General features: G+C 63.9%; 21 protein-coding genes. 6 read left to right on the top strand and 15 right to left on the bottom strand.

The annotated features are described in order from the left end of the window. Window positions 1–44: 44 nt before the first annotated feature. The 5 genes from ACN50D_RS15810 to ACN50D_RS15830 form a co-directional block, all read right to left on the bottom strand. Window positions 45–1,607, bottom strand: a complete 1,563-nt coding sequence (locus ACN50D_RS15810) for a uroporphyrinogen-III synthase (RefSeq protein WP_003941969.1) — start codon at window positions 1,605–1,607, stop codon at window positions 45–47. A 60-nt stretch (window positions 1,608–1,667) separates the two neighbouring features. Then, window positions 1,668–2,642 (bottom strand): hydroxymethylbilane synthase, encoded by a 975-nt coding sequence (gene hemC / locus ACN50D_RS15815; RefSeq protein WP_065455925.1) that lies wholly within the window; start codon window positions 2,640–2,642, stop codon window positions 1,668–1,670. Next, window positions 2,639–4,000: a glutamyl-tRNA reductase gene (locus ACN50D_RS15820; protein ID WP_003941867.1), complete on the bottom strand. Its 1,362-nt coding sequence runs from the start codon at window positions 3,998–4,000 to the stop codon at window positions 2,639–2,641. The genes hemC and ACN50D_RS15820 overlap by 4 nt, the downstream gene beginning before the upstream one ends. After that, complete coding sequence (locus ACN50D_RS15825) at window positions 3,997–4,884, bottom strand: redox-sensing transcriptional repressor Rex (protein WP_007735314.1); 888 nt, start codon at window positions 4,882–4,884, stop codon at window positions 3,997–3,999. Before ACN50D_RS15825 ends, ACN50D_RS15820 begins: the two co-directional genes overlap by 4 nt. Before the next feature lie 140 nt (window positions 4,885–5,024). Further along, on the bottom strand, window positions 5,025–5,285 hold the full coding sequence (locus ACN50D_RS15830) for a glutaredoxin family protein (protein ID WP_003941953.1): 261 nt from the start codon (window positions 5,283–5,285) through the stop codon (window positions 5,025–5,027). Between the two features lie 200 nt (window positions 5,286–5,485). Here ACN50D_RS15830 and ACN50D_RS15835 point away from each other — a divergent pair, with 200 nt between their 5' ends. Next, window positions 5,486–6,481: an HAD family hydrolase gene (locus ACN50D_RS15835; protein WP_081558766.1), complete on the top strand. Its 996-nt coding sequence runs from the start codon at window positions 5,486–5,488 to the stop codon at window positions 6,479–6,481. A gap of 39 nt (window positions 6,482–6,520) precedes the next feature. Here the strand turns inward: ACN50D_RS15835 and ACN50D_RS15840 are convergent, their stop codons facing one another. The 7 genes from ACN50D_RS15840 to ACN50D_RS15870 all read right to left on the bottom strand — a co-directional run bounded on the left by ACN50D_RS15840 (window position 6,521) and on the right by ACN50D_RS15870 (window position 11,944). After that, entirely contained in the window at window positions 6,521–7,558 is a 1,038-nt protein-coding gene (locus ACN50D_RS15840; protein WP_042923247.1) for a lysophospholipid acyltransferase family protein, read from the bottom strand. Continuing rightward, window positions 7,555–8,688, bottom strand: a complete 1,134-nt coding sequence (locus ACN50D_RS15845) for an NAD-dependent epimerase/dehydratase family protein (RefSeq protein WP_003941967.1) — start codon at window positions 8,686–8,688, stop codon at window positions 7,555–7,557. The genes ACN50D_RS15840 and ACN50D_RS15845 overlap by 4 nt, the downstream gene beginning before the upstream one ends. A gap of 216 nt (window positions 8,689–8,904) precedes the next feature. Then, window positions 8,905–9,006, bottom strand: coding sequence for a 30S ribosomal protein bS22 (locus ACN50D_RS15850; protein WP_003402602.1), 102 nt, complete (start codon window positions 9,004–9,006; stop codon window positions 8,905–8,907). A gap of 244 nt (window positions 9,007–9,250) precedes the next feature. Continuing rightward, window positions 9,251–9,487 carry a helix-turn-helix domain-containing protein gene (locus ACN50D_RS15855; protein WP_003941845.1) on the bottom strand — a complete coding sequence of 79 codons (237 nt, stop codon included), beginning with the start codon at window positions 9,485–9,487 and terminating at the stop codon, window positions 9,251–9,253. A 126-nt stretch (window positions 9,488–9,613) separates the two neighbouring features. Next, a complete protein-coding gene (gene proC / locus ACN50D_RS15860; protein ID WP_003941923.1) occupies window positions 9,614–10,429 on the bottom strand; it encodes a pyrroline-5-carboxylate reductase in 816 nt (271 codons plus the stop codon). A 34-nt stretch (window positions 10,430–10,463) separates the two neighbouring features. Continuing rightward, window positions 10,464–11,309 (bottom strand): thioesterase family protein, encoded by an 846-nt coding sequence (locus ACN50D_RS15865; protein ID WP_007735317.1) that lies wholly within the window; start codon window positions 11,307–11,309, stop codon window positions 10,464–10,466. Next, a complete protein-coding gene (locus ACN50D_RS15870) occupies window positions 11,306–11,944 on the bottom strand; it encodes a MerR family transcriptional regulator (RefSeq protein WP_063314776.1) in 639 nt (212 codons plus the stop codon). The genes ACN50D_RS15865 and ACN50D_RS15870 overlap by 4 nt, the downstream gene beginning before the upstream one ends. Window positions 11,945–12,094: 150 nt before the next feature. Between ACN50D_RS15870 and ACN50D_RS15875 the strand changes: the two genes are divergently transcribed. From ACN50D_RS15875 to ACN50D_RS15890, 4 genes are all read left to right on the top strand, one after another. Then, window positions 12,095–12,718, top strand: coding sequence for a TetR/AcrR family transcriptional regulator (locus tag ACN50D_RS15875; protein WP_003942051.1), 624 nt, complete (start codon window positions 12,095–12,097; stop codon window positions 12,716–12,718). A gap of 155 nt (window positions 12,719–12,873) precedes the next feature. Then, entirely contained in the window at window positions 12,874–14,340 is a 1,467-nt protein-coding gene (locus ACN50D_RS15880; RefSeq protein ID WP_003941881.1) for a wax ester/triacylglycerol synthase domain-containing protein, read from the top strand. Between the two features lie 3 nt (window positions 14,341–14,343). Beyond that, complete coding sequence (locus ACN50D_RS15885; RefSeq protein ID WP_007735324.1) at window positions 14,344–16,680, top strand: glycerol-3-phosphate 1-O-acyltransferase; 2,337 nt, start codon at window positions 14,344–14,346, stop codon at window positions 16,678–16,680. Then, complete coding sequence (locus ACN50D_RS15890) at window positions 16,677–18,110, top strand: HAD-IB family hydrolase (protein WP_003941905.1); 1,434 nt, start codon at window positions 16,677–16,679, stop codon at window positions 18,108–18,110. Before ACN50D_RS15885 ends, ACN50D_RS15890 begins: the two co-directional genes overlap by 4 nt. Here ACN50D_RS15890 and ACN50D_RS15895 read toward each other — a convergent pair. Genes ACN50D_RS15895 through ACN50D_RS15905 form a run of 3 tightly spaced genes read right to left on the bottom strand, consistent with a single transcriptional unit; the run spans window position 18,090 to window position 21,065 of the window. Beyond that, complete coding sequence (locus ACN50D_RS15895) at window positions 18,090–18,974, bottom strand: sugar phosphate isomerase/epimerase family protein (RefSeq protein WP_042923251.1); 885 nt, start codon at window positions 18,972–18,974, stop codon at window positions 18,090–18,092. The two genes, ACN50D_RS15890 and ACN50D_RS15895, sit on opposite strands and share 21 nt — an antisense overlap. A 7-nt stretch (window positions 18,975–18,981) precedes the next feature. After that, on the bottom strand, window positions 18,982–20,115 hold the full coding sequence (locus tag ACN50D_RS15900) for a hypothetical protein (RefSeq protein ID WP_064074200.1): 1,134 nt from the start codon (window positions 20,113–20,115) through the stop codon (window positions 18,982–18,984). Further along, window positions 20,115–21,065 (bottom strand): Ppx/GppA phosphatase family protein, encoded by a 951-nt coding sequence (locus ACN50D_RS15905; protein WP_003941975.1) that lies wholly within the window; start codon window positions 21,063–21,065, stop codon window positions 20,115–20,117. Before ACN50D_RS15905 ends, ACN50D_RS15900 begins: the two co-directional genes overlap by 1 nt. Before the next feature lie 66 nt (window positions 21,066–21,131). Between ACN50D_RS15905 and ACN50D_RS15910 the strand changes: the two genes are divergently transcribed. Next, window positions 21,132–21,917, top strand: a complete 786-nt coding sequence (locus ACN50D_RS15910) for a hypothetical protein (RefSeq protein ID WP_003941928.1) — start codon at window positions 21,132–21,134, stop codon at window positions 21,915–21,917. Window positions 21,918–21,997 lie beyond the last annotated feature (80 nt).

The following is a 21,997-nucleotide window of genomic DNA, read 5'->3' on the forward strand; positions in this document are numbered from 1 at the left end:
AGCGGTTGAGGAGTCCACAGACTCCTCAACCACTCACGGGTGCGCTAGCGCCTTCGAGACTTCTTGCGCGGGGGCGGCAAAGCACCTTCGGCGCGCAGGCGAGCAGCATGCTCGGCGAGAGCCTCCACCAGCGGTCCCACCTGCGAGGTCTCGGGCTGCACGTCGACGCGCAGACCGAACTCGATAGCGGTTTCGGCCGTCTTCGGGCCGATGCACGCGACCAACGTGCGGGCGTGCGGCTTGCCGGCGATGCCGACGAGGTTGCGCACGGTCGAGGACGAGGTGAAGCAGACGGCGTCGAATCCACCGGTCTTGATCATCTCGCGGGTCTCGGCCGGCGGCGGCGCTGCCCGGACGGTGCGGTAGGCGGTGACGTCGTCGATCTCCCAACCGCGTTCGCGCAGGCCCTCTGCGAGGGTTTCGGTCGCAATGTCCGCCCGCGGCAACAGAACCCGGTTGACCGGATCGAAAACGTCGTCGTACGGGGCGAATTCGGCCAACAGGCCTTCGCTGGACTGCTCACCGGTCGGGATCAGCTCGGGGTTGATGCCGAACGAGCGCACCTTGGCTGCGGTTGCTTCACCGATGCAGGCGATCTTCACACCGGAGAAGGCGCGAGCGTCGAGGCCGAACTCTTCGAACTTCTCCCACACTGCGCGAACAGCATTGGTGGAAGTGAAGACGACCCACTGGTAGCGACCGTCGACGAGTCCCTTGACCGAACGCTCCATCTGAGCCGGGCTGCGAGGCGGCTCGACGGCGATGGTCGGAACCTCGATCGGGATCGCTCCGTGAGTGACCAGACGGTCGCTCATCTCGCCGGCCTGATCCTTGGTGCGCGGCACGAGGACGGTCCAGCCGTACAGAGCGCGCGATTCCCACCACGACATCTTGTTGCGCTGCGCGACAACCTTGCCGACGGTGACGATGAGCGAGCCCACCAGTTCGGATCCGGCTTCGTTGAGCGTCGCGAGAGTTGCCTCGACGGTTCGCTGCTGACGAGTGGTACCGCGGACGGTGATCGCAGCAGGCGTCTGCGGGGCCAAGCCGTTCTCGACCAGCGCGCTGGCGGTCTCGGCGAGATGTCCGGACGTCGCGTGCAGGACAAGCGGTCCCGGTGCAGCGGCCAGAGCAGCCCAGTCGACTTCACCGCGAACGTCGGCCTCGGTGTGACCCGAGCCGAGCGCCATGCCGGCGTAGCTCGGCACAGCCGAACCGGAAGGCAGACCCGGGAGAACCTCGAACTGAACCTGCGTGCGGGCGACTGCGGTGACCTCTGCGATCACGGAATCCGTGGTCAGCGGGTCGCCGGAGACCAGACGCACGACGTCGTGACCGTTCTTGGCCTCGTGCACCAATGTCTTTGCAACCTCGGCAGGCTCGCCGAGTGCCGGACGCACGTCCGCGATCAGCTCGCCGGTCTCCTCGTCGCGGCCCATGTCGATCCCGACGAGTGCGACGACGCCCTTGTCGACATCCGGATCGGTGAATGCCATTGCGGCGCCGGTGAGGACGTCACGTGCGCGAACGGTGAGCAGGGCGGGGTCGCCCGGTCCCGATCCCACGAACAGGATCCGTCCGGGAGTGTTCTTTCGGACTCGGGTCATCGGTGATTCTCCAGTGCGCTGTATCGAAATGGGAACTTGGTGCAAGTGCAAAGTGGGGCGTCAAACATCGGCTGCCTCGCCTGTAGTCACGTTCATCAACTCGCGGGCGCCGAGTTCGAGTAACTCGCGCGCTACCGCTCGGCCGAGTTCCTCGGCCTTGTCCGGCGCACCCACTGCGCCGGTACGGATGACGTCCGAACCGTCGATGGCGGCTGCGCAGCCGCGTACCGACAGTTCGTCGAAGATTCTGCCGTCGTCGTCGAGGGATTCGACGATCTCCGCGATCGCTCCCACCGGAGCGGTGCAGCCGGCTTCCAACTCGGCGAGCAGGGCGCGCTCGGCAGTAACTGCCGCCCGGGTACCCGCGTCGTCGTGCTCGGCGAGGATCGCCGCCAATTCCGCATTGGCAGAAAGGCATTCGACGGCCAGAGCACCCTGCGCCGGAGCGGGGAGCATCTGCACGGGCTCGATGTTCTCGGTGATGAGATCGAGCAGGCCGATACGGGACAGGCCGGCGCGAGCGAGGATCACGGCGTCGAGTTCACCGGATTCGACTTTGCCGAGACGGCGCTGCAGGTTGCCCCGCAACGGCACGATGTCGAGGCCGAGACCGAGTGCCTTCAGCTGCGAAACACGGCGCGGCGCCGAGGTTCCCACCTTGGAACCGGCCGGAAGCTCCCCGAGGACCAGACCGTCACGGGCGACCAGCGCGTCACGCGGATCTTCGCGTGGCGGAATCGCCGCGATGACGAAACGCGGGTCCTGCGCGGTCGGTAAGTCCTTGTAGGAATGCACCGCAACGTCGACGCGGTTGTCCAGCAAGGCTTCTCGAAGCTCTGCCGTGAACACTCCGACGCCGATCTTCTGGACGGGATCGGTGGACTGGTCGCCCTTGGTCTTGATGATGACCAACTCGGCGGGATGTCCGGCCGCAACGAGGGCATCGCGCACGGTACCGGCTTGCGTGGTCGCGAGAAGACTTCCGCGAGTGCCGATCCGCAGCGGGCTCCCCGATCGAGGGGTGGTGACGCTCATGCCTGCAGGTCCCTTCCAGTGCGGTCGCCGTCCACCAGATCGGTGGGTGTGGCCACGGCCGCGGGAGATCCGGGGCTGAGTTCGAAGAGTTCGCGCAGCGCTGCTGCGTAGGAGTCGCCGCCGGGGGCCGACGCCAGTTGCTTGACGCGCACGGTCGGGGCGTGGAGAAGCTTGTCCACGACGCGGCGCACGGTGCGCGCAACCTCGTCGCGCTGCGGATCGTCCAGGCCGGGCAGACGCGAATCGAGCCGCATCAGTTCGGCTTCGACGACGTCGGCGGCGCGCTGACGCAAAGCCGTGACGGTCGGAGTGACCTCGGCGAGACGCTGTCCCGCGAGGTACGTCGCAAGCTCACCGGCAACGATGGTGCGTGCGGCATCTGCGTCGGAAGCGGCGGCGCCTGCCGCTGGATCACGCTGCAGCGTCTCCATGTCGAGAACGGTCACACCCGGCAGGCCGGCGACGGCGGGATCGATGTCGCGCGGCAGCCCGAGGTCGCAGATGACGAGGTGCTTGGTGTTGTCGCGATCGGGCTCGGCGAGTGCGCGGTGCACATCCGCCAGGGTGACCACTGCCCCGACCGCGCCGGTACAGGTCACCATGACATCTGCCTGCGCCATCGCGGCCGAAAGCTGATCGAAGGCAACACCGTCGGCGTCGACGCCGTTGGAGCGTGCCGTCTCTGCCAGGTGCTCGGCGCGTTCCTGTGTCCGGTTGACGACGACGATGCGTGCGATTCCGGCGCGGGTGAGATGCGCAACCGACAGACCGCCCATCGAGCCTGCACCGACAACCACGGCAGTGCGGCCGACCAGGCCGCCCTCACCGATGATGCCCGCTGCACGATCGAGAGCCACGGACACGACTGATGCTCCGGCGGAGTCGATTCCGGTTTCGGAATGCACTCGCTTGCCGACGCGCAGTGCCTGCTGAGCCAGTTCGTGGACGACGCGTCCGGCGGCCTGCTGCGCATCCGAAGATGCGTAGGCCGAACGGATCTGGCCGAGGATCTGCTGTTCGCCGATCACCATGGAATCGAGGCCGCTGGCCACCGCGAAGAGGTGCTCGACGGCTGCTTCGCTGTAGCGGACGTACGCGTGAGCGTGCAGCGCTGTCAGGTCGAGACCCGAATGGTCGGCCAGGATTTCACCGACCTCGGTGAGTGCACCGTGGAACGCGTCCACCACCGCGTAGACCTCCACCCGGTTACAGGTGGAGACGATCATCGCTTCGGAGATGTGCGAAGACGCCAGAAGCTTGTCGATCAGCTTCGGACGATCGGTGTCGGTGACAGCTACTCGCTCGAGCACCGGGACGGGCGCGGTTCGATGCGAGACCCCGACAAGCAGAACACTCACGGCGCGATCACTGATCCGTTTCTTGTCGAACCTGCTCCGACCGGAGCGGGTGAACTGGTGGATGGGACTGACGAAGCGGATGCGGCGTGAGCCACTCGTACTCGCGGCGCGCTGGATGCCTGATCGGCATTGCGCGCACTGTTGAAGGAGAGAACCTGCATCTCGACGGCTAGATCTACACGTCGCAGTTCCACGTGATCGGGAACGTCGAGGGCGATCGGCGAAAAACTCATGATGCAGCGCAGCCCGGCGCTGACGAACTGGTCGCACACGCCCTGAGCTGCCTCGTCCGGTGTGGAGATGACGCCGATGGTCGCATTCAGTTCACGGCAGGCGACGGTCAGTTCCTCGGTGCTGCGCACGACGAGATCCCCGACTCTGCTTCCGATTCGATCTGCATCACTGTCGAAGAGTCCGACCATCTCGAAACCGCGGCGGCTGAATCCGCCGTAGCCGACCAGCGCCTTGCCGAGGTTTCCGACTCCGACGAGAACGACCTTGTGCCCACGATCGAGTCCGAGTGCACGCTCGATGCGGATGCGGAGCCTGTTGACGTCGTACCCGACGCCACGGACACCGTTGGGTCCGAGGAACGACAGATCCTTACGCAACTTCGCTGATCCGACACCTGACGCCTGCGCGAGTTCCTCGCTCGAGACGATGGAGGTACCCCGGTCGGACATCACTCCGAGGACCCGCAGGTATGCGGCCAAGCGCGTCACCGTAGCCTGGGGGATGACGCGATCCTGAGCGATCGGGTCGGTAACCGAGGCGCTGGAAGCGTCGGTGACGGAAGAGCCCGCAGCGCCGGTGACGCGCTGAGCCACAGGCTCATGCGTCTGGTGCGGTTCGGTCACGTCGCTGGCTCCTCGTCCGGTCGACACGACTGTCGACCTCCACGATGCTCCGGGGGAATGTTCACACCACGGTAACCGCTTGTGAACCCATGCACAAAGTTGCTCGAGACGGGTTCGATGTGCCGTTCACCTGCAAAGCGGCTCCGCGGACAACTTTGAGGGTTGCCTTACTTGCGTAAATCGTCACGAAGGCGCTCCTCGTCGACTTCCCAGTAACCGTGCTCGCGTCCGTCGAGAAGAATGACGGGCAATCTGTCTCCGTACTCCGCTCTCAGCTCTGGATCCGTCGCGGCAGCTTCGTCCACGTCGATGCACGTCAATTCCAGCTCGAACTCGGAACAGACCCGTCGCAGGACCTCCGCCGCGCCGACGCAGGACGCGCATCCTGCGCGTGTCAACAGGGTCACTTCATGCGTAGCTGCAGTCATCGACGCATACCTTTCTTCTACGGGGACGCCATCTACTTGATCGGTCGAGTGTGCCTCCGGAGCCCCACTCGGTGCCAAATCGGCGGAGAGGAACGTCACACACCACAGGGAAGGTCACCATCCAACCCATCGGGCCTCATCGCGGAGGATAGGCTGACTCGAAGAGTTCTCTGCTCGAGAATGCAACACGGGAGGTGCGGGTGCCTGCGCGATCACTACCGAACGGCTCCGGATTCGGATCAGGGCTTGCCGGGGTCATTCTCCCCGGACGTCGCCATGTGAAGAATCCGCTGGGCCCGAGTGAGTCGGAAGTTCGAGCCAATCTCGCCGGCGAGGCGAGCGCTGACGCAGCTCTGGCATTGCACGAAGCTGCCAACCCCACAGAACCGGAAACCGGCGAAGAGCCCCCGGCCGTTCCGCGCGACCTCACGGCCGCCGCATTCTTCGACGTCGACAACACCATGGTGCAGGGTGCGTCGATCATCCACTTCGCCCGTGGTCTCGCTGCACGAAAGTATCTCAAGACCTCGGATCTGGTGGATTTCGCGTGGAAGCAGATCAAGTTCCGAGTCACCGGCCGAGAAAGTAGCAACGACGTCGCCGAAGGCCGCGAGAAAGCACTGTCCTTCGTGGCCGGTCGATCCACCGCCGAACTCGCCCGCCTCGGCGAGGAGATCTACGACGAGGTCATCGCCGACAAGATCTGGCCAGGCACGAGGGCGTTGGCCCAGATGCACCTCGACGCCGGACAACAGGTGTGGTTGGTGACGGCAACTCCGGTCGAACTGGCTCAGGTCATCGCCGAGAAACTGGGATTGACCGGCGCCTTGGGCACTGTCGCCGAGAGTGAGGACGGCGTCTTCACCGGCCGACTCGTCGGCGACATCCTGCACGGCATGGGCAAGGCGCACGCCGTACGGACGTTGGCGGTGCGTGAAGGACTCAATCTCAAGCGCTGTTCCGCCTACTCCGACAGCCACAACGACGTTCCGATGCTCTCGTTGGTGGGGACACCGGTGGCGATCAATCCCGACGCAGATCTTCGTGAACTCGCGAAGAACCGCGGGTGGGAAGTTCGCGATTTCCGCACCGGACGAAAGGCCGCCAAGATCGGCGTACCGACGGCGCTGGTGCTCGGAGCGGTCGGCGGGGCGCTCGCGGCAATTCTCGCCAGGCGCAAAGAACAGAACGCCTGAGCGGGTTCGGTCCGGATCGAGCAGCGATCCGGACCGAGCTCAGCCGAGAAAGACGTTGCGACGCTTGGCCAACAGTCGATACAGCGTCTGCTGAATCGTTTCTCGGACGTGGTCCGTGACCTCGAACAGGACCATCGGATCGTCGGCGGCACCGCTCTCGAAGGTGTCGGTGACGATGGGCTTTCCGAACTCGATGTACCACTTCGACGGCAACGGAACCAGGCCGAGCGGCCCGAAGTGTGGAAACAGCGGTGTCACCGGGAAATACGGAAGACCGAGAACGCGTGCGAGTGTGGTGAGATCACCGATTTTGGGATAGATCTCCTCCGAACCCACGATCGAGCACGGAATGATCGGAACACCGGTTCGCATTGCGGCCGACACGAAGCCACCGCGCCCGAACCGCTGCAACTTGTACCGCTCACTGAACGGTTTCCCGATGCCCTTGAATCCTTCCGGGAACACGGCTGCGACTTCACCGTCGTTGAGCAGACGCTCGGCGTCGGGGTTGCAGGCCAACGTATGACCGGCTTTGCGCGCCAGTCCACCCACCACCGGCATCTCGAATGCCATGTCCGCAGCCAACATTCGCAGTGGACGATGCGCTGGATGGTGATCGTGCACGGCAACCGACGTCATCAGTCCGTCGATCGGGATCACACCGGCGTGGTTGGCGACCACAAGCGCTCCCCCGGTGAGGGGAATGTTCTCGATCCCACTGACCTCGACGCGAAACCACTTCTCGAACAACGGGCGCAACATCGGCATGACCACGTTGTCCGCGAAATGCGGGTCGAATCCGAACTCGTCGACCTCGTAGTCGCCGGACACCCGACGTCGGAAGAATTCTGCTGCCGAGGCGATCTGATCGACGATCGCCGACCTGGCCGAATCGACGAACGTGCTCTCACCGCCGTGGTCGGCCGCCGAGGACACTCCGGACGGATGCCGGCGCTCACTTTGTTCACGGATGTCACGCTCCGCACCGGTGACGGACTCACGCGAACGGGAAGTTGCCGACTTTCCGGTGTGAGTTGCGCTGGGCCGCAGGGGAATTACCTTCGCCACGTCAGTCACCCCTTCACCGCACTTCGTCCCGACAGCGGCATGTGCATCACGTCTGCACTTGTTGCCGCCGCGGCGGTGTCACCGCCGAGGATGGTGGTCAACGCATTCTCCGCCCGATCGATCCACTCGGACTTGATGATCCGGCGCGTCTGCATCGCACGCATGAAATCGTCGAGTGCTTGCATGGTGGTCCATCGCGGCTCGAACCCCAGCTCGCTGCGCATGCGAGTGGTGTCGAGTCCGCAGCCGAACCGGAAGTACTCGAGTTGCTCGTCGGTGTACAGCCTCATGGACGACCCCACCAACGCGCTCCCGACGCTGCGGAACAGAGCGAGCGGCATGGGAACTTCCACCCTGCCTGCCCGGCGGATCGCCTGCGACATCATGACCACTCCGTCGCCGGCGATGTTGTACGTACCCGAAGCGTGTCCGATGGTCGCCTTCTCCAGCGCCGCGAGGGCATCCTCGACGTGGAGCAATTGCAGGCGCGCGTTGCGCCCGACGATGGTGGGCACGAGTGGGGCGGTGACGTAGTGCCCGACGGTTGCAGTCAGCTGAGGTCCGATCAACGGCGCCAACCGCAGAATCCCGACCGAGATGTCCGGGCGCCGACGCCCCATTCCGCGGAGGTATCCCTCGATCTCGAGGCTGTCGCGGGCATATCCGCCCGGCGGCCGGCGGCGCGCACTCATTTCTTCGGTGAACTGAGCGGGATCCTTGGCACTGCACCCGTAGACGACCGAAGCCGAGCGCAGGACCACCTTGCGAACCGTCGGAGCTTTCTGACAGACCGCGAACAGTTGCATGGCGCCGATGACGTTCATGTCCTTCATCGCGGCGCGGCTGCCGGCTTTGGGGGCTTTCTGAAGCGTCGACGCGTGCACGACGGTGTCGACCTCGGCGTTTCGGATCACTTTGCCGATCAGCGGATTGCGGATGTCTGCTCGCACGAATTCCGCGCGGCCCATTCTGCGCATCATGTCCTTGCTCGGACTGACGGCGTCGACGGCGATGACACGCTCGATCGACGGATTCTGCGCAAGCCTGGTCACCAGGTAGCCGCCGAGAAATCTGCTCGCCCCGGTCACCAGTACGACGCGAGGCGTCGTGCCCCCTGAAGTGTTGTCACCTTCAACCACCAAGTACCCCCATATCCAGTAGAAACGCGCTCTGCCGAAGCGTCCCTCCCGCGATTTTCCCCCACTTTACGGGCAGAGGGGGTCCCGCGCTGACTACCCAAATTTCGGCCATTCAAGACAAATCGCCCAGCCAATGAGACGTGGCACACATCGCTTCCCCCGAATATGCTGATGCCCGCCACCCCGGAAGGGGTGGCGGGCATCAACAGGTACTGCTTATTTACCGAGTTTCCTGCGCTGTACTCGGGTACGACGAAGCAGCTTGCGGTGCTTCTTCTTCGACATGCGCTTGCGACGCTTCTTGATCACTGAACCCATAGCGGGTGTCCCTCACGTTCTTCTCTAGCGTTCCTGCGCACGCCGGTCACGTACGCCTGCGCCAAGCAATTGGCGCCTGGCCCTCGTTTTAACTAGCTCAGCGCCTTACGACACCAGCTTGCTGGTACGACAGTGACTCATCGTACCGGTGTGGAGTCACTCGGCATAAACCGAGCCTCCGGCACAGCAACCGCTGTGCCCGCGACTCGGCTCACGCCGAGGTCATCCTCTTCGAACCGGCTGGTCAGCCGGCATCGAAGTACGAGGTTTCGAGGTAATCGTGCACTGCCTTCGCATGTACACGGAACGAACGGCCCACTCGTACAGCGGGCAATTCGCCACTGTGTACCAACCGGTACACAGTCATTTTCGACACCCTCATCAAAGTTGCTACCTCAGCAACAGTGAGGAATTGCGTGCCGGCCACTGCCGGCTTTCCGTCGTGGGACGAACCCATGGACGGCTTGTTTGCAGACACCATTAATCCACATACCTCCAGCACGACTCGCGCCGCCGGCTTCCCCTCCGGCGGAACAGACACGTACGTACTAAGTCGAGCTTAGCTGTACTGGTGGGGTTAAAGCGACGGGTGTGGCTAAACGGACGACTAATCCGCAGCTGCACCCATCGCGGCCGAGCGCGACTTGGCGGCATCCAAGGCATCGAAGAACGCCGTCCGCAGGCCGCCCGCTTCGAGCTGACGCAGTGCCGCAGCCGTCGTTCCGCCCGGTGACGTCACCGCGGCGCGAAGATCCGTCGCGCTGTCGCCGGTGCGATCGAGCATCGCTGCGGAACCGACCATCGTCTGCACCACCAATTCGGTAGCGACTGGGCGCGTCAGGCCGAGACCGACTCCCGCGTCGATCATCGCTTCGGCGACCAGAAAGAAGTAGGCCGGGCCGGAACCGGAGACAGCCGTGACCGCGTCGATCTGCGATTCGGGAACCGTGACCACCTTGCCGACGCTGCCGAGGATGCCGCGTACGAGCTCGAGATGCTCGGCCTTGACGTGCCGTCCGGGCGAGAGCACGCTCACGCCCTCCCCGACCAACATGGGGGTGTTCGGCATGACGCGGATGACCGGGAACCCTGCGGGCAGACGCGTTTCGAAGAATCCCGTGGGGATTCCCGCCGCAAGGGAAACGATCAATTGTTCGAGGTCGCCGTCCAGATCGACCTTCGTCAACGCCGTGAGCGCTGACTCGACGTCGTTCGGCTTCACCGCGATGACGATGACGTCCGCACCCTCGGCGGCATCGGCGACCGTGCTGACGCGGATGGAGTATTCGGCGATCAATTCGTCTGCGCGAGGCTGATATTGCTCGGCGACGACCAGATCCTTGATGGCGTGGCCGGCCTGCAACAGCCCGGAGATCAGCGCCTCGCCGATCTTGCCGCCACCGATAATCGCAATTCTTGTCATGGCGAACAGCCTGCCACGACCGCAGCGATCGACCCTAGCGGGGCATCATCGCCAATTGACGACTCTGGACGACGACTGCGCCCGTCGAATCGAGAACAGCATGATCCTCTTCGAACCACGTGCTGCCCAGAACATCCGAGCTCGCCCGCACGCGAAGCCATCCCGGCGTCGGCAGTCGGCGCAGGTACGTCGTCAACTGCACGGTCGGCGCCCACCCGAACAGGCCGCGGTTCATCGTCACCGGCGCGCTGATGTCACCCGCCATGATCGCGAACAGCACAGCGGTGTCGAGGTCGTTTTCGTCCTCGGGTCGAGGACGGACCCACATCCTGACCTCGGCCTCGCCTTGGCTGCCGGTCAGGAAGTGCGCCGAGGTGGTGTCGATTCGCATGTCGCAACCCTGACCGACATGCACGACCTGCGCCATCGGGTGATCGCCGATGACTGCCACCGCACTCTCCGGCGGTTCCGGTGACATGTCGTCGATCGACGAGGCCGTGACGAAGGTGGGGTCGCCGTCATCGGGGAATCCGAGCGTGACCGCCGCGCGAACAGCGCTGCGGCCCGCCTGGCTCAACTCGACGTCTAATAACGCGACCTGGCGTCCCTGCTTTCGGACGATCACCTCCAGTTCGACTTCACCCGGATCTGGGGCCGACAGATAGTTGGCGCTCACCGCGAGTGGCTGCATCTTCAGAAGCGAGTCGTTCTCACCTGCGCCGTCTCGCAGACATTGACGCGCTGCAGCGGCGCACACAGCCATCATGGAGCCGCCGTGCACTTTCGGCCCGATGGTCCAGATCGAATCGATCGTTGCGGTGTATCGCCCGTCGCCGAGCGAGGTGAGGCGATTGAGATCTTGAAAGGGACTGGTGCTCATCGATTTTCCTGTTCGGTGCTTTCTCGGTGTTGCGGGAAATGTCGTGCGGCCAAATCTTGGTGCGCCAGGCGTCGCAAAGCTGTCAGGACGGGTTCGTACATGGCGGTTCCGAGGACCGCATAGCGAATGCCGTCCTCGGTCGAACTGGTAGGCATCAGCTCGATTTCCACTTCGGCAATCCCTCGGATGTGGTCGCCGTAGGCGCGCAGGCGCGCGTCCGAGAGACTCAGTCCGGCATCCTCGAGGCCGATCAGTGCCCGCTCGAGGTGCGCGACCGCCACGTACCTCGGCTCGAAAACCTGACCGAGAAACTCCAGAACCTTGCGAGCTCTGGGGAACTCTGGATCCGGTTCAGGTTCGACGTACGGGGGTAGTTGCGCGATTGCGCGGCCGAAAGTCTCGAATTCGGATCGTTCGTCAGTGTCCACCAGTTCGAGCACCGCGCGAATCCGTGGAATCGCGAGTCCCGCCCCGGCCAGGGCCCTGATCAACGCGAGTCGCCGGACGTGCTGTTCGCCGTACCTCGCTCCCGTTGCGCTGGTCGGCTCACCCGGCATCAGCAGACCTTCACGGAGGTAGTACTTGATAGTGGCCAGTGCAACGCCGGACTGTGCGGCCAGTTCGGAAACCTTCACCGCTCCTCCGTCCAACTCGCTCGACCCATTACTGGATAGTGATGCTATCCAATGGGGGCCGAGCATCGGTAAGGAGGACACGCCTTGCGCTAGGGTTGAACCTTCTTTGCGCACACCACCAGAAATTTCCGAACGGAGCGAACAGGCGGAATGACGGATTTGCAGTCGGAGGCTCAGCCCGACGAACAGTGGCGCATCGTGGAACCACTGACGCTGACTCCCCTGCTCACCGCCGCACTCGAGGTGTTCCACGAACTCGGTTACCACGGAGCGTCGGTTCGTGACATCGCAAAACGTGCCGGCGTCACCGTGCCGACGCTGTATTACCACCACGGCAACAAACAGGGCATCCTCGTCGCGCTGATGGAACCGGGCATCGAGAACGTCACCGCACGCGCGAGCGCTGCGGTCGACGCTGCCGGACCGTCGCCGACGGCACAGTTCGGCAATCTCGTCGAGGCGTGTGTTCTGCACATGACCAGTCGCTCCGACATAGCCTTCCTCGATTCCGAACTGCGGTACCTCGAGGACGCGGAACGAAAGAGCTACGCCGCCAAGCGAAAGAAGCTCGAGAACCTACTCGTCGACGTACTGACGGCAGGCGTCGAGAGCGGTGAGTTCACGGTCCCGGACATCACCGGAACGGGCCGTGCACTACTGGGAATGTGTCAGTCCGTCGTCCTCTGGTATCGACTCGACGGACCGCAGACTCCGCGCGAAGTCAGTGTTCTCTACCGCGAGATAGCCCTGAAAGCCGTCGGCGTCACTTCTTGAGCACTGAACTTCCCGGCATGTCCGATTAGCCCTTAACTGACGAACGTCACACCTGTCGGCTGACACCGAAACCGGGACGCGCCCACGGTCGCGGGTCCACACTTAGAAGCAGAGATGCGCGGGGTGGATCCGCAGACCGAGGGAGTTCTTGACGTATGGCCAACAGCAATCCATTTGTTCCTCCTAGCGCGGTCGACGTCGACCTTTCCGCGGTCGCCTGGGGGGCGAACCGCACGATGTCCGACTTCGAGACTGGAATGTGGCGGATGGAAGAGGCGCAGCCGCAACTGCGCTCACCGATCGTTGCGGTAGAGGTACTCGATCGTGCCCCGGACTGGGATCGACTTCTCGACGCAGTCGAGTGGGCATCGCACGTGGTTCCGCGTATTCGTATGCGAGCAGTGGAACCGGCAATGCAGCTGGGCAATCCGGTGTGGTCCGTCGATCCCGAGTTCGACATCGGCTACCACCTACGACGCGTCCGCTTACCTGCACCGGCGGACTTCGATCACGCACTGCGCATGTGTCGTCACCTTGCGACGGAACCTTTCGACAAGGCTCGACCGCCGTGGAGCGCGCTGCTCATCGAAGGTCTCGACGACGGTCGCGCCGTGTTCGTGGTCAAGACTCACCACTCCATCACCGACGGCATGGGCGGCATCCAGATGATGACGCTCCTGCACAGCAGACGCCCGGACCCCACTCCGAACAAGCCCGACCGCACACCGCCTGCTCCTGAGCATCTGTCGTCGGTGGGCGCCTTCGGCGAGGAGGTGGTCAGCGAGATCCGGCGTGCGCCCTCGCGTATCGCCAAGCTGGTCCGTGGTGCCACCAATGTTGCGACCACGGCGATCTCGAGTCCGATCACGACAGCTTCCGAGGTCCTCGGTTACGCCAATTCACTCCGCAAGATCGTCACTCCCCCAGCTCGTTCCGGTTCCCCTCTGCTCCACGATCGTGGTCTCGGACGATGGTTCGGAACTCTCGAAGTGGGTGTTCCCGAGCTCAAGGCCGGAGCAAAAGCTGCCGGCGGCTCACTCAACGACGCGTACGTCGCCGCTTTGCTCGGCGGCTTCCATCGCTACCACGAAGCCTTCGGACAATCCGTCGAGAGCATCCCGATGGGTATGCCGATCAGCATGCGCACGGGCGCGGATGCCAACGGCGGCAACCGGTTTGCAGCCGTTCGCTTCAACGGCCCGGTCGCCGAAACGGATCCGGCCAAACGCATCAGGCAGGTGCGAGAGATCGTTCTGAGTCTGCGTGAGGAACCGGCGTTGGACGCTATCGACGTCGCCGCCCCGATCCTCGCTCGCCTGCCGAACTATCTACTCGCGAACTGGTATCTGTCCCAGTCGACAGGACTGGACCTGCAGGCGAGCAACGTCGCCGGCGTACCGGTACCGGTCTATCTCGCCGGAGCGAAGATCGAGCGGATGTTCCCGTTCGGCCCGGCGCCCGGTTGCGCGGCGATGGCGACACTGGTCTCCCACGTCGGGGTGTGCTGTATCGGAATCAATCTCGACACCGCCGCGATCACGAAGCCCGCGCTGCTGATGCAGTGCTTGCAGGAGAGCCTGGACGAGATCGTCGCTCTCGGAGTCACAACGGAAGGTGCGTGAGTCATGAGCGAGAACACGACTAACCCGCGCGTGTACCTCACCGAAACCATGACAGAGGCCGAAGCCGGCGTGCTGCGAAAGTGGCTTGCCGACAAGGCAAGCTCATCCGAAACTCGGCCGGTCACCGTCAACATCACCGACAAGACCCTGGCAGAACTGGCGGCACGGACCGACGACCCGATGCTCGCACCGCTTCGCGTGGTGTGGATTCCGGACACCCATACCAAGCACAACGTCGCGGTGCGACTACGTGATGCGCTGGCACCACGCGATCCTCTCCACCCCGGACGCGGTGCACAACGCAGAACCCTGCGCACCGACCCCTCTCGGTGCCAGGTCATCGAAGGTGAACCCGCACCACTGAGCGATCTCGAGCGTCGCCTCGAAAAGAGCGGTGGCGGTTCGCTACCGGAGTTCATCCGACGGCAGGCCGCTCTGGCACTCGAACGCGCCGAATTGGGCCTACTGGGTGGCCAGTACAAGGTGTCACGGTTCGTCGTCGACGAGATCACCGACACCCGCCGATTCGCCACCGAGGTCATGGCTTTGGCCGACCGGTTGAACATCGCCGTCGCCGAAGTCGATCGCCGCGCACGTGAAGCTCTCGAAGAAATGGTTGCCACCCAGAGTCGCCAAGCCATCGCGGTGTGGGATCGCCTGGGCCGCTACTTCGCTCGCGCCTACAAGCTGGACGTGGACACGAGCCGCTTCGAGGAACTCCGTGAGCTGAACAAGGAACACTCACTGGTCTTCCTCCCCAGTCACCGTTCGTACCTCGATCCCCTCGTCCTGCGTCCGGCGTTGATCGCGAACGGCTTGCCGCTCAATCACGTCATGGGCGGCCTCAACATCAGTTTCTGGCCCATGGGCTCGATCCTCAAGCGCAGCGGCACCGTCTTCATTCGTCGAAGCATCGGCAACGACGAGGTCTACAAGTGGTCGATGCACGAGTACATGCGCTATCTGCTGACCAAGCGCTTCAATCTGGAGTGGTACATCGAAGGTGGACGCGGACGTACCGGGAAACTACGCCCGCCGCGCTTCGGTCTCCTGACCTACCTGACCAAGGCATTTCAGGTCAGCGGAGCGTCCGACGTGTACCTCGTCCCGGTTGCGCTGAGCTACGACCAACTCTACGAGGTCGGGGCCATGGCTGCCGAGGCGCTCGGCGCCGAGAAGACACCGGAAGGCCTGCGCTGGATGGTGGGTTACGTACGCGCCCAGGGAAAACGCAACGGTGTCGCGCACGTGACCATCGGCCGGCCGCTCTCACTCGCGGACGCACTCAGCCAGGAAACCGATCAGCGCCTCGCCATTCAGAAGGCCGGCATCGAGGTGTGTCACCGCATCAACGAGGTCACCCCGGTGACCGTGTCTTCACTGGCGATGTTGGCGTTCCTCGGAATCGAAGACCGGGCGTTGACAGTTCGTGAACTCACCGCGATTCTCACGCCGCTGTTCGGCTACATCACCGCGCGAAATCTTCCGATCGCCGGCGACGTCGAACTGTCCGATCCGCGTGTCATCGAGAAGGCATTGCAGACACACGTCGATTCCGGGGTGCTCGAGCGCTTCGATCGGGGCGGCGAGCAGGTCTTCTACCTCGGCAAGGACCAGCATCTTGTCGCTGCCTTCTACCGCAACAACACGATTCACTTTCTTGTCGTGCGTGCCATCACCGAACTCGTACTTCAGGCAGCCGTCGAAGAGCGGTTCGAGGACCCCATCGGGGACGGGTGGGCAGAGGCCAAGCGCATCCGAGATTTGTTGAAATTCGAGTTCTTCTTCAGTGACCGGGACACGTTCGAGCAGGAGATGCGGACCGAGCTGACGCTGATCGACCCCGAGTGGGAAACCGTCATGGCCGACGACAAACGAACCGAGCACATGATCGAGACGGTTCGCCCGTACCTCGCGCACCGCGTGCTCCAACCGTTCCTCGAGGCGTACCAGGTTGTCGCCGATCAGCTTGTGCTCGCGCCGATTTCGACATCGTTCGACGAAAAGTCGTTCATCAGCAACTGCATCGACGTCGCACATCAGCGTCGACTGCGGCAGCAGATCGCCAGCAACGAATCCGTCTCCGGCGAATTATTCGCCACCGCACTGAATTTGGCGCGCAACCGTAACTTGATCGAAGTCGACGACGACGGAGTCCGGGCCCGGCGCCTGGCATTCGCTGCCGAGATCAAGGTTCAGGTCGAGCGCCTGCGTCACCTTCGCGCACTCGCGCATGCACGACTCGATCAGGTGGCGATGCCGGTACCGGACGCCGCTGCGGTAGTGACCATTCCAGAAGCAAACCGAGCGCCCGCCGCGAACGAGGAAGTAGGACTGTGACCGGACTCGAGCGTCTGCACTCCGCCATCGAAGCCGCCCCGCCCGGGCCCGGAACGATCGCCGCCTTCGACCTCGACGGCACCTTGATCAGCGGGTACTCGGCCAGCGTTGTGTACCGAGACCGCCTGCGACGCTTGGATATCAGCGTCGGCGAACTCTTGCGCACCACCGGTGCCGCGATCGACACCCAATTCCGCGGTGCTGACGTCGGAGCACTCATGGACATCGGCGTTCGAGCCTTGGGCGGCCGTACCGTCGAGGAACTGAACGACTGGGGGCGACGGCTGTTCAAGCAGGAAATCGCCGCGATGATCTACCCGGAAGCCCGCGGGCTACTGGCGGCACACCGGCGAGCCGGCCACACGATCGTGATGGCTACGTCGGCGACTCCGTTCCAGGCCAAGTACGTCGCCGAAGATCTCGACATCGAAGACGTGCTGTGCACCGAGCCCGAAGTCGTCGACGGCATGCTCACCGGCGAACTGTCTTCGCCCGCACTGTGGGGGCCGGCCAAGGCCAATGCCCTTGCAGGCTATGCCGAGAAGATGGGCGCCGATCTGAAGAACGCGTTTGCGTACTCCAACGGTGTCGAAGACGTCTTCATGCTCGAGGCCGTCGGGCGACCTGTCGCGTTGAATCCCGATCGTGGTCTGGCCAAGATCGCGTTGCGCAATCACTGGCCTTCGGTCAGCCTGCGTAAACCGCAACGAGGCGCAACACCGATCTCCACGATCCGAACGGCGACGGCCATGGGCGCGCTTGCTGCCACCGCCGCCCTCGGTGCGTCGGCAGGCATTGTCACCGGGAACCGTCAACTGGGTGCGAACCTGGTCGGCACGTACGGCCCCGACATCTCGCTCTCACTGCTGGGCATCGACGTCGAGATCGACGGCGAGCACAACGTGTGGGATCACCGCCCGGCGGTGTTCATGTTCAACCATCAGAGTTCCCTGGACATGTTGGTCCTGGGCACCGTGATCAAGCGTGACGTGACCGGCGTCGCGAAGAAGGAAGCGGCAAGCGATCCGCGGTTCATGCCCGTCGGTGCACTGCTCGACGTCGCCTACATCGACCGCACCGACACCACGAAGGCGAAGGCTGCACTGCAACCGGCAGTAGACAAGCTGAAGAATGGTGTCTCGATAGTCATAGCTCCGGAGGGCACCCGTTCTCCGACGCCACGTCTGGGCCCTTTCAAGAAGGGTGGATTCCACTTGGCGATCCAAGCCGGTGTGCCGATCGTGCCCGTGGTGATTCACAACGCGGGTGAACGGATGTGGCGCAATTCGCTTGTCGCCCATCCAGGCCCGGTCTATGTCTCGGTGCTCGATCCCATCTCGACCGAAGGCTGGGAGACCAAAGACCTCGACGCACACGTCGAGAAGGTGCGCGCGCAGTTCGAAGCTGCGCTACTTGCCGGCCACCGCTGAGCGTGCCAGGTGCTCGCGTGCAAACGCGAGCGCCTGCGCCAGCATCGACGACCGCTCCCGCCGGGTGCGCGCGTTCTGCGTGTTGATCTCGATGACTGCCTGGCCGCTGAATTCGCTCGCAGCCAATTGCTGACACAACTCCGCGCACGGCTGTGAGCCATGCCCCGGAATCAGGTGCTCGTCCATCGACGCCCCGCGACCGTCGGCCAGGTGCAGGTGCTCGAGCCCCTTGCCCATGCGGGAGGCCAACTCCAGGGCATCCATGCCCGCCGTTGCGGTGTGCGACAGGTCGAGTGTGTAGTGAGCATGATCGGAATCGGTCGGGTCGTACGACGGACTGAACGCGGACAACGCTGCCCCTGGACCGCCACGTTTACGCAGACGCTCCGCGGACTTGTCCTTGCCGCCGAAGAAGCTGTCGGCGCGCATGGGGAACATGTTCTCCACCGCCACCACGACGCTGCTCTTCGATTCGAGTTCGACAACCTGTTCCGCGAAGCCTTCGGCGTACTTGCGCTGCCACCGGAACGGCGGGTGGACGACCACCGTCGTCGCTCCCAAGGTTTCGGCGGTGCGCACCGAACGCTCGAGCTTCTCGACCGGATCGGAACCCCACACGCGCTGCGAAATCAGCAGACACGGCGCATGCACGGCCTGCACCGGAATGGCGTACTTGCGAACGAGGGCAGCAACAGCACCGATGTCCTGACTCACGGATTCGGCCCACACCATCAGTTCGACGCCGTCGTATCCGAGATCAGCGGCGTAGCGAAATGCTGCTTCCGTGTTCTCCGGATATACCGAAGCCGTCGACAGGCCGACGGCTATCGGCCGACGAACCATGCGCTGCGATCCCCCGATCATCGTCCGATCAACCCGAGGTCAACAAGAACGCCAGTGGACCGAGCGTCACGATCATGCCGACGACCACCGCGATCACGAAACTCGTGATGTCGTCTGTCTTGCGCAGAACCCGCACGACGGCAACCAAGCCGACGATCACGATCAGCGCGAGCACCAACGCCACCCATGGCAGCATGTCCCACAGCTTCTCGAAGCCCTTGAACATCGCGCCGCCGACGATCAGTGCAACAACCACCTGACCGGCAAGCACTGCCCATTCACGGATCGAGTTACGCTCGCCTGCCTCTTCCGCTGCCGGTTCGGCTTCGACATCGGACTCCGCGGCGGCACTGGTCTTTTTTGCACCGTCATCGACAGCCGGCGCCTTGACCAGATCGACCACGGCGGTGGATTCGGCCTCGCCGGCATCCGCGTCTGCAATCTTGTCGATCAGTTCGGTGCTCTCTTCCGGCGCGGCCGGAGCGGGAGCGGTCTGTGCAGGTGCCTTGGCGACGGGAGTGGGGACACGCGGCGGCAGGATCGGCGGACGCAACGACGGCGACTGCGTTGCGGCGCGCTCCTGACGCATCAGGTCGCCCGCCAGGGTCTGACCCGACAGCAGGGCTGGTTCCTGCGTTACCTGCGTCGGTGACGAGGAGTTGAGCGGTGCCCGGCTCACCCACTGCCCGGGCGAGGACTTCGAGGTCTGTCCCGGCGAACGTGTGGAAGTCGGCTTCGGAGTGGTGACCGGCGGCGCAGCAACCGGCTTCGACTCACCCTTGGGTGCCTGCGGCTCGTCATCGTCATCGTCGTCGTCGAACGAGACGGCGAAGGCTGCGGTGCGATCGGCGGGAACCTTCGGTGCCGGTTCGACTGACTTGGCGGTTTCCGCGACAGCCTCGGCCGGCGCTGAAGGTGCAGAGTTCTCCGGCGCAGCGGTTTCCGGCGCAGCGGCTTCAGGCTGGGCTGCTGGTTCGTCGGACTCGGGCTCGGCGGCCGCGCGCGATCCCGACTGGCGAACGATCGGGATCTCACCCGTCAGTTCGGCGACGGAGATGCCACCGGCTACGCCGCGCCGGCGTCGTCCACCTCGGGATTCGACGCTCTGACCGTTCCGCTTGAGCAGTTCCGCTACGGAAATCTGCTGACTGTCCTCGGTCATCAAGCACTCACCACCAATTCACCGCCCATTTCTGTGTCGAGCTTTCGCAGAATCAGACCCTCACGCAGTGCCCAGGGACAAATTTCCAGTTCGTCCACTCCGAGCGCCCGCATGGTTGCCTCTGCGATGAGCGCGCCGGCCACAATCTGCTGTGACCGATCCGAGCTCACTCCTTCCAATTCTGCACGGTCCGCTGCCGTCATCCTGGATATGAAGGCTATGAGTTGCCTGAGTCCGCTGGAAGTCAGGGTCCGTTTTGCCCGGGGGCCTGCGGCAGAAGGGGCCGCGCCGGTGAGCCGAGCCAACGATCGGAAGGTCTTCGAAGTCCCGACCGTGCGGTCCCAGTCGCCGGCGGCGCGCAGTTCCTTGGCTGGTCCGACCAACTCCGCGTCCAGCCAGTCGCGCAACACAGCGACCCGGCGCTTGCCCGGCGGATCGGCCTGTAGCCAGTCGCGCGTCAACCGTCCGGCACCGAGTTGCAGTGAGAAGGCGACGTCCGGATCCTCGTCACCACCTGCGGTGAGTTCGAGCGAGCCGCCGCCGATGTCCAGGTTCAGGATGCGTCCGGCGCTCCAGCCGTACCAGCGGCGCACGGCCAGAAAGGTCAAGCGGGCTTCGTCGACCCCGGACAGAACCTCGAGGTTGACTCCGGTCTCGGCGCGGACGCGGGCGAGTACGGCTTCGGAATTGTTGGCGTCACGGACCGCGGAAGTGGCAAAAGCCATCATTTCCTCGCACCCGGACGTCTTGGCGATACCGGCGAATTCGGAAACCGTCGAGACCAACCGATCGGCTCCTGACGTGGTGATATCGCCGCGGTCGTCGGTGTTCTCTGCCAGCCTCAACGTGGACTTGGTCGAGCTCATGGGTGTTGGGTGGCCGCCCCGATGGGCGTCCACAACCAATAGATGGACGGTATTGCTTCCGACGTCGAGTACCCCTAGTCGCACATCGCCACGTTACTGGGTCTACGGTCGGCCCTTGTGACAGCAGGTAACCCAGACCGGTCCCACAAGATGACTCCGAGCCCCGAGGTCGATCTCGATTTCCCGCGCGAATGGGTCGAATTTGTCGATCCGGATAACTCCGAACACCTCATTTCCGCTGATATGACGTGGTTGCTCTCGCATTGGACCTGCGTGTTCGGCACGCCGGCGTGTCAGGGCATCATCGGAGACCGCCCGGACGACGGTTGCTGCTCGCACGGCGCTTTCCTCTCCGATCAGGAAGATCAGGACAAGCTCGATGCGTCAGTGAAAATGCTCACAGCCGAAGACTGGCAGTTCATGGAAAAGGGTCTCGGCAAGAAGGGCTACGTCGAAGAAGACGACCTCGAGGACGAGCCCGCGCTGCGCACCCGCCGCTACAAAGGAGCGTGCATCTTCCTCAACCGGCCGGGTTTTGCCGGAGGCGAGGGCTGCGCTCTGCATTCCATGGCGCTCAAGAAGGGCATCGAGCCGCTCGAGGTGAAGCCGGACGTGTGCTGGCAGCTACCGATCCGCCGCACCCAGGACTGGGTCGACCGGCCGGACGGCGTCCAGATCCTCAAGACCACGATCACCGAGTACGACCGCCGCGGCTGGGGTGAGGGCGGCGACGACCTCGCCTGGTACTGCTCCGGCTCCCCCGACGCTCATGTCGGGGAGCGGCAGGTCTGGCAGTCCTACGGGCCCGAGTTGACGGAGCTTCTCGGAAAGCGCGCGTACGACGAGCTGGCTCGCCTCTGCAGACGTCGCGCGGGCCTCGGCCTCATCGCAGTCCATCCGGCGACCACGATCGCTCAGAACAAAGCTCAGGGCTGACTCCGCCTGAACAAAAAGAATTCAGCCGCTCACACGATCGTGTGAGCGGCTGAATTCTTCTCGACATTTCTTCTCGACGA

Source organism: Rhodococcus sp. SB1D (assembly GCF_048573875.1).
Lineage (GTDB): Bacteria > Actinomycetota > Actinomycetes > Mycobacteriales > Mycobacteriaceae > Rhodococcus_F > Rhodococcus_F qingshengii.

Bases quoted from the DNA above. Each gene is read 5' to 3' on its own strand.
- ACN50D_RS15810 (WP_003941969.1), bottom strand. From the start codon at position 1,607: ATGACCCGAGTCCGAAAGAACACTCCCGGACGGATCCTGTTCGTGGGA.
- hemC (WP_065455925.1), bottom strand. From the start codon at position 2,642: ATGAGCGTCACCACCCCTCGATCGGGGAGCCCGCTGCGGATCGGCACT.
- ACN50D_RS15830 (WP_003941953.1), bottom strand. From the start codon at position 5,285: ATGACTGCAGCTACGCATGAAGTGACCCTGTTGACACGCGCAGGATGC.
- ACN50D_RS15850 (WP_003402602.1), bottom strand. From the start codon at position 9,006: ATGGGTTCAGTGATCAAGAAGCGTCGCAAGCGCATGTCGAAGAAGAAG.
- ACN50D_RS15855 (WP_003941845.1), bottom strand. From the start codon at position 9,487: ATGGTGTCTGCAAACAAGCCGTCCATGGGTTCGTCCCACGACGGAAAG.
- proC (WP_003941923.1), bottom strand. From the start codon at position 10,429: ATGACAAGAATTGCGATTATCGGTGGCGGCAAGATCGGCGAGGCGCTG.
- ACN50D_RS15865 (WP_007735317.1), bottom strand. From the start codon at position 11,309: ATGAGCACCAGTCCCTTTCAAGATCTCAATCGCCTCACCTCGCTCGGC.
- ACN50D_RS15875 (WP_003942051.1), top strand. From the start codon at position 12,095: ATGACGGATTTGCAGTCGGAGGCTCAGCCCGACGAACAGTGGCGCATC.
- ACN50D_RS15880 (WP_003941881.1), top strand. From the start codon at position 12,874: ATGGCCAACAGCAATCCATTTGTTCCTCCTAGCGCGGTCGACGTCGAC.
- ACN50D_RS15885 (WP_007735324.1), top strand. From the start codon at position 14,344: ATGAGCGAGAACACGACTAACCCGCGCGTGTACCTCACCGAAACCATG.
- ACN50D_RS15895 (WP_042923251.1), bottom strand. From the start codon at position 18,974: ATGATCGGGGGATCGCAGCGCATGGTTCGTCGGCCGATAGCCGTCGGC.
- ACN50D_RS15900 (WP_064074200.1), bottom strand. From the start codon at position 20,115: ATGACCGAGGACAGTCAGCAGATTTCCGTAGCGGAACTGCTCAAGCGG.
- ACN50D_RS15910 (WP_003941928.1), top strand. From the start codon at position 21,132: ATGACTCCGAGCCCCGAGGTCGATCTCGATTTCCCGCGCGAATGGGTC.